Below are 781 nucleotides of genomic sequence, written 5' to 3' on the forward strand. Positions count from 1 at the left end.
AAGTTCTGCCCCCACGTATGCAGTACGCTTGTCATACCTAACTGACCATGCCTCTTTCGTTTCGCAAATTTGCTCAGCGTTTGCCATGCGGCTTTAAATAAACACTGATACAACGCGTTTGGGTTGTAGTGCGCAATGATATTTAACTCATGCGGGAGCGTAAAAACAAGGTGGAAATACCGACACGGTAATAAATCTTCCTGCTGTTTTTGCACCCATTTAGCCGTAGCCATCCCTTGGCAACGTGGACAATGGCGGTCTCGACAACTACACCCAATCTTTTGCGACTCACCACAGCTATCACATTGCCATGCTTGGTAACCTAACTGACCCGTTCTGCATGATTGCAGGTGCTGACAGACACGCAGTTGTTGATAGCTCATCGTATGATGTTGCCGATAACTCTCAAGATTTGAGTTTAAAATATCAGCGAGATGCAAAGCGCTCATTGTTTACTCCAACCCGCAAGCAAATCAATGCCGCCATGCCCTAATTCAGGTAACCAGTGTAAGTAACTTTGYRTSGTTYTAATRTCACTGTGACCAAGCTGGTGTTGCAGTTGATGAAGTGGCATACCTGATTCAAGTTGATGTGTTGCATAAGCATGGCGTAAGGCATGTGGATTACAGTGCGCTAAACCACACGCTTGTGCGTGTTTTCTCAATGGCTTCCTGAAGGTCGATGCTGACATAGGTTTATCCATTAACAATCGCGAGTAAAACATCCAACCCGTTGGGTGATACATTTTCCAGTAACAACGTAATTGATTCAGTACACTATC

At 45.0% G+C, this 781-nt stretch carries 2 protein-coding genes; both read right to left on the reverse strand.

The window, feature by feature from the left end; all coding sequences use genetic code 11:
- Positions 1-449, reverse strand: a 449-nt coding sequence (locus ADS77_RS21205; RefSeq protein WP_200909667.1) for a transposase zinc-binding domain-containing protein, incomplete at its 3' end; no start/stop codon positions are given.
- On the reverse strand, positions 446-781 hold a 336-nt coding region (locus ADS77_RS21210; protein ID WP_152960665.1), incomplete at its 5' end, for a tyrosine-type recombinase/integrase. The genes ADS77_RS21205 and ADS77_RS21210, both read right to left, overlap by 4 nt.

Origin of the sequence: Pseudoalteromonas porphyrae (assembly GCF_001298125.1) — a bacterium.
Taxonomy (GTDB): Bacteria; Pseudomonadota; Gammaproteobacteria; order Enterobacterales; family Alteromonadaceae; genus Pseudoalteromonas; species Pseudoalteromonas neustonica.